Source organism: Phormidium sp. CCY1219 (assembly GCF_055795085.1).
Genome location: NZ_JAYFEQ010000870.1, coordinates 1 through 210 on the forward strand (window position 1 = coordinate 1; position 210 = coordinate 210).

The 210-nt window shown below is 45.7% G+C and carries 1 protein-coding gene; it reads left to right on the forward strand.

What is annotated here, in order from left to right; genetic code table 11:
* Positions 1-210 (forward strand): hypothetical protein (locus AC0QH1_RS28375; RefSeq protein ID WP_324634802.1); only part of this gene is annotated, 210 nt, incomplete at both ends.

Here is a 210-nt window from a genome sequence, read left to right on the forward strand (position 1 = left end):
CACTGATGGCGTGGTGGTGGAGAAAAAACTATTCTCCTGTCGGTACAGTTTTTTTCCAGCCTTGGAGTAGTGGTGGAGAAAGAACTATTCCGCTTATCGGTACAGTTTCTTTCCAGCCTTGGAGTGATGGCGACGAAAAAACTATTCCGCTTATCGGTACAGTTTCTTTCCAGCCTTGGAGTAGTGGTGGAGAAAGAACTATTCCGCTTA